Source organism: Bacteroidia bacterium (assembly GCA_019695265.1).
Classification (GTDB): Bacteria; Bacteroidota; Bacteroidia; order JAIBAJ01; family JAIBAJ01; genus JAIBAJ01.
Window position 1 is genome coordinate 1 of the sequence record JAIBAJ010000124.1, and the last position, 9,828, is coordinate 9,828.

General features: G+C 41.6%; 8 protein-coding genes. All 8 read right to left on the reverse strand.

The window, feature by feature from the left end; all coding sequences use genetic code 11:
* Nucleotides 1–383 precede the first annotated feature (383 nt).
* The 8 genes from acs to K1X82_13595 all read right to left on the reverse strand — a co-directional run bounded on the left by acs (nt 384) and on the right by K1X82_13595 (nt 9,648).
* Nucleotides 384–2,297 carry an acetate--CoA ligase gene (gene acs / locus K1X82_13560; GenBank protein MBX7183132.1) on the reverse strand — a complete coding sequence of 638 codons (1,914 nt, stop codon included), beginning with the start codon at nt 2,295–2,297 and terminating at the stop codon, nt 384–386.
* Nucleotides 2,298–2,326: 29 nt separating this feature from the next.
* Nucleotides 2,327–3,655, reverse strand: a complete 1,329-nt coding sequence (locus K1X82_13565) for an MFS transporter (protein MBX7183133.1) — start codon at nt 3,653–3,655, stop codon at nt 2,327–2,329.
* 173 nt (nt 3,656–3,828) lie between these two features.
* Nucleotides 3,829–4,218: a VOC family protein gene (locus tag K1X82_13570; GenBank protein MBX7183134.1), complete on the reverse strand. Its 390-nt coding sequence runs from the start codon at nt 4,216–4,218 to the stop codon at nt 3,829–3,831.
* A gap of 7 nt (nt 4,219–4,225) precedes the next feature.
* Nucleotides 4,226–4,660 (reverse strand): VOC family protein, encoded by a 435-nt coding sequence (locus tag K1X82_13575; GenBank protein ID MBX7183135.1) that lies wholly within the window; start codon nt 4,658–4,660, stop codon nt 4,226–4,228.
* Between the two features lie 205 nt (nt 4,661–4,865).
* On the reverse strand, nt 4,866–5,726 hold the full coding sequence (locus K1X82_13580) for an alpha/beta hydrolase (GenBank protein ID MBX7183136.1): 861 nt from the start codon (nt 5,724–5,726) through the stop codon (nt 4,866–4,868).
* Between the two features lie 62 nt (nt 5,727–5,788).
* Nucleotides 5,789–7,606: a T9SS type A sorting domain-containing protein gene (locus tag K1X82_13585; GenBank protein MBX7183137.1), complete on the reverse strand. Its 1,818-nt coding sequence runs from the start codon at nt 7,604–7,606 to the stop codon at nt 5,789–5,791.
* Nucleotides 7,607–7,991: 385 nt separating this feature from the next.
* Nucleotides 7,992–8,714, reverse strand: a complete 723-nt coding sequence (locus K1X82_13590; protein MBX7183138.1) for a hypothetical protein — start codon at nt 8,712–8,714, stop codon at nt 7,992–7,994.
* 547 nt (nt 8,715–9,261) lie between these two features.
* The gene (locus K1X82_13595; protein MBX7183139.1) at nt 9,262–9,648 is read right to left on the reverse strand and encodes a hypothetical protein; all 387 of its coding nucleotides are present in this window, start codon (nt 9,646–9,648) and stop codon (nt 9,262–9,264) included.
* Between the last annotated feature and the right edge of the window lie 180 nt (nt 9,649–9,828).

Consider the following 9,828-nt stretch of genomic DNA (forward strand, 5'->3'; position numbering starts at 1 on the left):
TTTTTTTGCCAGAACACAAAAAGTCGAATGTTATATTTTTCAAATTAGATGCTCTTAAATCGAACCATTTTGAAGGATATTAAACGAAAAATGGCGTCTAAAGGTGGTTTTTAGACAAACTGACGATTGAGGCAGTGTAGCCCACAGCCCTATGCAGCCCTAGCGGAATAGGGCGAGGACTACCGCCGAAAGCGTGACCCGAACGCCCATAGCATAAACTTAGGATTATGCAGAAAATTGGTTGGGCGGAAGGGAGCCCGCCAAATTGAAAAAAAAGACTTCTGCTCTTGTCTCAAAAAGCCTCACCACTTTGCCTGAGGGATTAATCCTTATTTCCGAGTAAACTTTCTTCTATCTGAGCCAAGGTTGACTTTCAGTACCTGCTATAGTTTCCCTTCCTTGATAACATCCACTAAACTCGGATCGAGTAGGGTAGTGGTATCGCCCAAATTGGAGGTGTCGCCTTCCGCAATTTTCCGCAAAATTCGACGCATAATTTTTCCACTTCGGGTTTTCGGAAGTCCGGGAACAAACTGAATTTTATCAGGCTTAGCAATAGGACCAATAATGCGGGAAACGGTGGCCGAAATATCCTGACGAGCCAGATTTTCGTCGCCATGGGTGCCATTGTAAATTACATAGGCATAAATTCCCTGCCCTTTGATATCGTGCGGAAATCCGACAACAGCGCTTTCAATCACCCCGGCGTGCATGTTGATGGCATTTTCCACCTCGGCTGTTCCAATTCGGTGGCCGCTTACATTCAACACATCATCGACCCTTCCGGTAATTCGGTAATTGCCATCATAGTCTCTTAAACAGCCATCGCCGGTAAAGTATTTGCCTTTGTAGGTGGAGAAATAGGTTTGCCGGCAGCGTTCGTGGTCACGGTAGGTCGTGCGCAAAATTCCTGGCCAAGGTGCTTTTAGGCATAAATTTCCGCTTACACCATTGCCTTCCAGTTCGTTTCCATGTTCATCTACTAAGCAAGGTTGAACCCCGGGCAAAGGCAAGGTGGCGAAAGAAGGTTTGGATGGAGTAACGCCTGCCAAATTGGAAATGAGGGTACCACCTGTTTCGGTTTGCCACCAGGTATCCACCACCGGACAACGTCCCTGACCAATGTTTGTTGAATACCAATGCCAGGCTTCTTCGTTGATAGGTTCGCCTACAGAACCTAGTACTTGTAAGGAGTTTAGGTTTTTGCCTTGAATAGGCTCCAAACCAAAGCCCATTAAACTGCGAATGGCAGTAGGGGCTGTGTATAAGATATTTACCTGATGTTTTTCCACAATTTCCCAAAAGCGACCGGCATCGGGCCAGGTTGGAACACCTTCAAACATCAGGGAGCTTGCACCGGCAGAAAGTGGACCATAAATGATGTAACTATGTCCGGTAATCCAGCCAATATCTGCGGTGCAAAAATGGATTTGACCGGGTTGGTACTGGAATACGTTGACGAAAGTATAATTGGTCCAAACCATGTAACCGGCAGTAGTGTGTACAACTCCTTTTGGTTTACCGGTTGATCCGGAGGTGTAAAGGATAAACAACATATCTTCTGCATCCATTTCCACGGCAGGAAAATCGGGGTTGCCGGCTGTTTCTACTTTTTTAATTTCATCTTCCCACCACACATCGCGACCTTTCAGCATGCTCACCGGGGTGCGGGTTCGGGTGCAGACGATTACTTTTTTTACTTCATGGTTACCAACCAAGGCATCATCGATCACACTTTTAAGCGGAATGTCTTTAGCGCCACGTTTAGCACCATCGCAGGTGATTATGAACTCAGCTTGTGCATCATAAAGACGATCGGCAATGGCCTGGGCAGAAAATCCACCGAAAATTACCGAATGCACAGCTCCTATTCGGGCACAAGCCAGGGTGGCAATGGCTAGTTCAGGAATCATTCCCATATAAATACAAACCCGGTCGCCTTTTTTTACTCCGTTGTTCTGCAATACATGTGCAAACTGAACCACCTTGAAATGAAGCTCTTTGTAGGTCAGCACCCGGTGATGCTCCTCCGGATCGTTGGATTCCCAGATGATAGCCGGAGTGTTCCCGTTTTTTTCCAAATGCCGATCGAGGCAATTTTCGGTAATATTGAGTTTTGCGCCTTCGAACCAACGAATGTGGGGTTCATAGAAGTTCCAGTCTAAAACGGTGTCCCATTTTTTTTTCCAGGTGAAATTCTGAGCTATTTCTGCCCAAAATTCGGCCGGATTTTCAATGCTTCGTTTATAATCCCTGTGATAGTGTTCCAGGCTTTTTATTTGGTAAGGGTAATTCATGGTGGTGCAGTGAAAAAAATTGTGGAAGGCTAGGCATTGGATGCTTTACTAACTTCTTCCTCACGGATTAAAAATGCATTGGTAGCAGCGGCTAAAACCAAGAGGCAGCCGCCGATAACCACAGCCAGTAAGCGATCATTATGAAGTACATTCTCCATGATATTTCCGAAACTTAGGGAGGCAATGATTTCTGGTAATACAATGAAAAAATTGAAAATTCCCATGTAGATTCCCATTTTTTTCTCCGGTAAGCATCCGGCAAGCATGGAATAGGGCATGGATAAAATCGAAGCCCAGGCAATACCTACCAATCCCATAGATACATATAGCATATCCGGCTGTTCAATAAATTTTACAGATATTAAACCGATTCCACCCAGCAGTAGGCAAACGGAATGGGTGAGTTTTTTGCCAAGTTTAGAAACCCAGAAAGGCAAGGAAAATGAAAATAGAAAGGTAACCAAATTCAGGATAGCCGAAGTGGTATTGGCAAATTCAAGTCCTTTAGTATATTGATCGGAATTGGTTTTGGGATCGCCGCCAAAAATATCGGATGCCACACCTGTGCTGAAGTAAAACCACATGAGAAATAATCCGGGCCAGGTTAGGAAATTAACCAAAGCCAATTTTCGCATTTGGATTGGCATGTTTTGTATGGAGTGTAAAATTTCTTTTGCCCCTTCCAAAAAACCACCGCCTTGGGCATTGGAAGCTGTATCTTCCTCGCTTGGAGGATATTCTTTACTGAAAATAACAGTGTATAGCACGGCTAATAAAAACATTGCACCACCGATGTAAAATGACCACATAATGTTTTGTGGAATACCACCGTTTATTCTTTCCCTGCTGAAACCAAACCAATCAACCAACACCATGGGTAAATAACCGGCAATAAAGGAGGCAATGCCAATGAACATGCTTTGCATGGCATACCCAAACGATTGTTGTTTTTCGTCCAGGTTATCGGCAACAAAAGCCCTGAAAGGTTCCATGCTTATATTGATGCAAGAGTCCAAAATCCATAAGGTTCCGGCAGCCATCCAAACAGTTGGGGAACTAGGCATAATAAATAAGGCAAGGGAACTTAAAATGGCTCCGATTAAAAAATACGGTCTGCGTCTTCCTAACCGGGGGTGCCAGGTACGGTCACTTAAATAGCCAATGATAGGCTGAACCAAAAGACCTGTCATGGGCGCTGCCAACCATAATCCGGGAATTTCATCAGGTTTTGCACCCAGGTATTCATAAATGGCACTCATATTGCCCATTTGTAAACTCCAGCCAAATTGAATACCAAAAAATCCAAAACACATGTTCCAGATTTGCCAAAAGGATAACTTCGGTTTTTGCTTGATCATATCGCTAAATTTTCGACTATAAAGAAAGGTTTTTTTTTGGCTGATTGGAAACCGGTATATGAAACTTCTACCCAAAAATTATTTCCGGATCCAATTTACCCCTAATCATGGATATTATGCGATCTGTTTCAATTTTGCAGAAAGAACAACCTGTATGGCAAGTAAGAAATTGCCTACATTCCTGAAGGCTGAATGAGGCTGTTTCGGTTGCCTTCAGTATCAACAAATGAAACATAAATTCCAAAGCCCGGAATATTCATTGGATTCCCTAATACTTGTCCACCATTGGCTTGTATGGCTGCTATGCAAGCTTCTATATTTTCAACTCCAATAACGATGGAAGGATATTGCATAGGCCAATCGGGTTTAAACGGAAAGAAACCTCCATTGATACTGCCTGCCGGAAATCCTGGTTTTGCATCAGATTCGGCGGTGGTTGCTAAAATATAATTTCCCGATTCAGGACCCAATTTTGTTAGTTTCCAGCCAAATACAGTGGTATAAAAGCGGGCAATTCGTTCGGCATGGTGGTAAGGAATTTCAAAATGTACAACCGGATTCATGTTGAATTTATTTAGTGGTTTGATAACCCATTTCTTTCCCTAATTTTTCATAGACCAAATCGTTGGGTTCCCAAAGTTCTACTTTATTTCCTTCCGGATCCAGCAGGTGGACAAATTTTCCATAATCATATTCCTGAATAGTATCCAAAACCACTACACCTTCCTTTTTCAGTTCGGCAGTAAGCAATTCCAAATTTTCAACCCGGTAATTGATCATAAATTCCTTGGTGGATGGCTCAAAATAGTTGGTTTTTTCACTGAATGGACTCCATTGTAAAAATCCTTTCCGGGTGCTATCGGCTCCTTGGTAAAATTCAAACACAGAACCATACGGATTTACTTGTAATCCCAAATGCGTTTGGTACCATTCCCTCACTTGTTTGGGGTTTTTGCATTTGAAAAAAATGCCTCCTATTCCGGTTACTTTTTTAAATTTTGGCAAAGGGGAAGTGAAGGTTTTAAAACCATATCCGGCTAAAAATGCACTTAAAACCAGCAAGCATAATAGGAAAAATTTTTTCATGTACAAAGTGGGTTAGGAGGGTGGGTGGTAAGGGGGAATTTGGAATTTGTAGCTTTATTGACTTTGTTTTAATGTTTTTCTAGTTTGTACTTTATGTTGAATTGGTGTAAACTAAGGTGGTAAACTACTTACCCCCCATTAAAAACCCTAATAACTTTTCATTCACCCATTCCGGATTATCCATTTGTATAAAATGTCCACTCCCGGGATCGTAAAGTATTTCAGGCTTTTGGCTGCAATAGTCGGCGGTTCGTAAACTCAATTCCTTTCCCAAAGCCTTATCCTGTTCTCCCCACAAAACCAAAACCGGACATTGAATTTTAGCCCATTCTTGCTTTTTAAAGGATAATAACTCCTTAAAAGCAGAGCGGTAATAAGCCAAACTACCTTTGATAGCCCGGATATCTGAAAATGCTTTCTCATATTCCGGCATTTCCTCTTTTTTAAAAGCTTGTCGGTTGGCTAGCAAGGATTTGAAGGTTTTATGAAAAAAGCCTTTTTTCTGCATAAACCGCTCCGGTAATCCCGGAAGTTGAAAAAAGAAGATGTACCAGCTTCGCTTAATTTGTCTCCAGTTAAATTCCATAAATGCTCTCCGCATTTCTAAAGGATGTGGCATATTTAATATGGCCAACTTTTTAATTCGATCCGGATACTGACTTGCAAAAGCCCAGGAAACCGCTCCGCCCCAATCATGTCCAACCACCATCGCTTTTTCTTCTCCTAAGGCGGTAATGAACTGGGCTATGTCCAAGCTTAAATTGGCTATACTGTAATCGTTTAAGTTACCTGGTTTGTCACTTAAATTATAGCCTCTCATATCCAAGGCAACCACTCTGAAATGGTGAGATAACTCAGGTATTTGATTCCTCCAGCTATACCAAAAATCCGGATAACCATGCAGCAACAAAACCAATTCGCCCTGGCCTTGCTCCATATAGTGCAAGCGGATACCACTTGCTAAAGTTAAAAATTTCGATTCCATTTACTTAGTAATTTGTTATTGTTTACTCCAATCCTTCTAACTAACAGGTCCTACAATTGGGCTTAGAGCTTAATAATCTTCAAAACTTGTATGCCTTGTTTGGTTACAAGCTTCATCATGTAATTTCCGGAGGGTAAACTTTTTAAAGAAAGTTGTTGGGTAGGGTGTTCAATACTTCCCTTCAACCAAATCTTTCCGTCTATTCCAAGTATCTCATAACTGCTAGCATAGTCGGATGTTTCCAGGGTTAGAACATCAGTGGTAGGGTTTGGATAGGCTTTAATTCCTTGCCATGTTGCCACAGTAGGAGGGAGGCCGGTAAGGATATCCATTCCGGCTAGGTGGTTAAGTTCCTGGGAGTAGCTGTTGACAAAATCACCGCCCATCACCAACCTGTTTTCCCCGAGCAAAGCCAGGGTAGATATGGTTGAATCTACTACTACCAAGGGCGAAATTTCCAGCAGACCGGGACCGGTTTTATAGTTCATCAGGTTATTTCCAAAGGTCATCAGGCTGCTGCATTGAAAATCACCGGCGCATAACAAACCATTGGTAGTTGCAAGCATTTTTCGAATATTACCTTCAAAGTACACCATGCCACCTTGGTTGGGGTTGATAGGTAATTGTACTTGCCAGTCAAAGTTTTCAAGCACAGCCAGAGCGCAAGTATCGGTGTTTGAAAGGTAGTCACAGGCAGCATATAACTTGCCATTGTAACGTTCAAAATCATTCACCGGGGTAGGGGTTCCCATTCCCGAAATTTGAAACTGGTTGTTCCAATAACTGACCACATTTCTGCGCAATGCTCCGGTTGCTAATTCAAAGTCACCACCAATATACAATAAGCTATCCACTGCTTCCAGCGCTCTAACTTCATTTCCATATAAAAAACCCTGATTTACTTCCTGCCAGGCATTACCATCCCATTTGGCCAGCATGCCGGTAAACCTTCCGCCTGCATAAAGTTCATTGTTGTAAAGCCCTATGGTATTCACGGTTCCGTCTAAACTACCCATGCTCGACCATTGCCCTGACCCCAGGTCGTATACCGCCATGTGATTGGCACTTTGTCCATTTACCGATGTAAATTCCCCGCCAATGTATAAACGGTTGTTATGAATCAGCATGGTATTTACCTTGCCATTGCAATTCGAGCCCAAATCCATCCAAAACCAGCCGGCAAAGCCCGACATATAGGCGGCCACATGTTGGCATGAAATACCATCGTTGTTGAGGGTAAAATCACCACCGGCGTACAAAATACCGGTCACCGGGTCAACTGCCAAAGCATTTACCGAGGCGTTCAATCCTCCGGCCATGGACGACAAAAAGAAGGTAGGCGGGTAACCCGGTTGAATCCAGGCCAATTCATCGGCTGTAAATCCGTGCTTTTGCGCCCATTCAGCTACTCCCGGAGTTCGGATATCATGCAGGTAGGCAAACTTCTGTTCCCGGTCAATTTGTTGAGCCAAAGCCTCGTAGCCGCTTTGTTGCATCAGGTAACCCACTGCGCAATGGTTTCCGTTACGGTCAATAAATACCGGATTTTTATAGGGCAAATAATCATTCACCGGAAAGGCCCGGCTATGCCAATATTGGTTTAAATGGTCCAGAAGCATGCTGCGGTTCTTCCATTGCTCCTCGTTCCATTCTCCCGATTTACGTAATCGCAATTCCTGTTCAACCAGGCTAAGGTGGGTAGCAATCCAATCGTCAAAACTTTTTTGGTCCGATTCATGAACCGCCTGCAGCAGCGATGCGTGTACAACCTGGTTTTTCCATTGTGCATTGACCCGTTCCAGATTTTTGAGCAATTGGTTTTGCCCCAGTATAGGTTGAATGCTCAGCAAGCTTAGCGCGAAGAGTATCAGTTTTTTCATAGAAATGGATTGATTGGGCTAAGGTAGAACTTTTAATTTGTAAACAAAGGCAGGTAAAAACGATGTTCGATTCATGACAAAATTAAAAATTTGGCGGGCCCCCTTACGCTACAAATTTCAATGAAACTTCCCACGGAGGTGCTAAGGCGTAAGGGTCACGCTTTCGGCTGTAATCCTCGTCCCACTTGGCTAGCGCCGCGTGGGCCTGTGGGTTACTTGCCTCAATCGTTGCCCGGGGTGCAAACCCCAATAGCCTGGCTTCGGACAGGGCAGTAGGGTAGGGCAGAAATGTATAGAATTAGCATGAATCTTATCCTTTTTGCCTGGTTTAATAAGCTCAAAATTCAGAAATAGGAATTGCCTTAAATTGGAGTCAGTTGCACTATTAAACAAAAGTCAATTCGACGATGAGTCCACTGGATGAAGTTTTTTTGGAATTTGGAATTTGGAAACCTGAAGAAATGATCCAATGGTTGCTTAGCTTGTAAGCCCCTCCCAAAATTAAATTGCTCATAGGCGTTCTTCCGCTAATAAAATCAGCCTGCAGAAATAATTTTTCATGGATAATTTCATATTCAATCCCTACTTGAACACCAAAGGTTTTCATCCCGTTCGAAAACCTGGGTTCAGTTCCAAAGTAATTGTTATTACCGGCATAAAACCCTGCTATTAACTTGGTTTTTTTTAGTTCATATTTATTGTTTATGAAAAGGTAATATTCCCATTCGCCGGGTTTAAACGTATGTAATAGCTGACCACCCATAGCCAGGGAGTAGTTGTTCAGTTCAAACAATTGTTTTTGCAAGTTCAGACCTATGGAAGGATAAATGGGCTGTTCATTTTTACTATTGCAAATAAATTTCCTTTTATCGAAGCCATAGGTTACGCCCAAAACATTCAATCCAATTTCAAATTCATTTCCAAGACCATAGCAAAGAGTGGTATTGCTTGCAATTGAATTGGCAAACAAATTAAATTGCTGCTGAAAGAATATTTTCTTCTTTTCTGTAATATCAGAACTTGGGACATTGAAGAAATTTTGTTGAGCAAAAGATTTCACTCCACTTAGACCAAGTAAAAACAATACAACGTATAATTTATTTTTCAAAACAGGAAGCTTAGTCGGCTGGGTTTGTACCAAGGGTTATTTTTGTAAGCCGCTAAATTACAATCAATTGAGAAAGTGCAAGATGTTAAATTATTGTATTTTTGATAAGAGATAATTTAGAAACTCCATTGGTTTTTGAAAACAGGAATTGCACTGGCCAGGTTTAGAAGTGTAAAGGAAACATACCGGTAATGCAGCATTATGTATTGGAATTCTTATGTGTAGGGTAGCCGACAAAACCAAACAGACTGACTAGGAGTAACAAAGGAAGATAAGTAAGAACCAAACCCGCTTAAACCCATTCAAATGTTCAGGTTAACGAAAAAACAGTTCCAAGTTGGAACATTTCAATGAGTGAAATATCGGAAAACTTACAGGTAAAATTTAGAATCCCCATAGTATTTTAAAACTAAACATGCTTCTGTCGAAGATTCCGAAGGATTTCGGAAACAACACAGGACTAAGCCGAAATTACTCCTAACGTCGTGAGAATAGTTCCGCTACGCTTCACTTCGGTTAAGCCCTTATATGTTATGGGCTGTTTTTTTTAATTATTAATCAGAATATATGTGATAACAGTATACGTTTCAGGTGCACCAGTTGCTGTCGAATTTTCAATTTTATAGCCAGCGTTAAAATATTTTTGCAAAGTCTTAAAAATTACTTTGTCATTTTCCTCTCTATTTGAAGTTTTAGCTGCCTTGAGTTCTATTATTTCTGTCTGTTCTCCTGTTGTAATTATGATTTGGGAACTTTGAAGCATGTTACCAAATGACTCGTAAATTCTAATCATAATTCTATTTCCGTCATTAGGCAGAGTTGAAAGATGTTTTGAAAAAGACACTTGATTATTCTTTGTTTCTCCAAAAGAGTTAATGTTGAAAATGGTAAATGATGCGATTAATAATAAAATAATATTGTTTTGTTTCTTCATTTTTTGTAAAGGTTAAAATTCCTACTCATTTGGCTATTCGGTGTCGCCCCGTTTTTGAAATGGTTGCTGGTCTCCACTTTTTTTTATCGGTTATAAAAGTCAAGAATTGTCAAATGGAAAAATTGGTTGTTCCCGTATCTGTCCTTGTACGGAATGTTGTTTAAACTTGCCCCTAACGTT

Excerpts from the sequence above, each read along its gene's own strand:
- K1X82_13595 (MBX7183139.1), bottom strand. The coding sequence starts at position 9,648 with ATGAAGAAACAAAACAATATTATTTTATTATTAATCGCATCATTTACC.
- K1X82_13570 (MBX7183134.1), bottom strand. The coding sequence starts at position 4,218 with ATGAATCCGGTTGTACATTTTGAAATTCCTTACCACCATGCCGAACGA.
- K1X82_13580 (MBX7183136.1), bottom strand. The coding sequence starts at position 5,726 with ATGGAATCGAAATTTTTAACTTTAGCAAGTGGTATCCGCTTGCACTAT.
- K1X82_13565 (MBX7183133.1), bottom strand. The coding sequence starts at position 3,655 with ATGATCAAGCAAAAACCGAAGTTATCCTTTTGGCAAATCTGGAACATG.
- K1X82_13585 (MBX7183137.1), bottom strand. The coding sequence starts at position 7,606 with ATGAAAAAACTGATACTCTTCGCGCTAAGCTTGCTGAGCATTCAACCT.
- acs (MBX7183132.1), bottom strand. The coding sequence starts at position 2,297 with ATGAATTACCCTTACCAAATAAAAAGCCTGGAACACTATCACAGGGAT.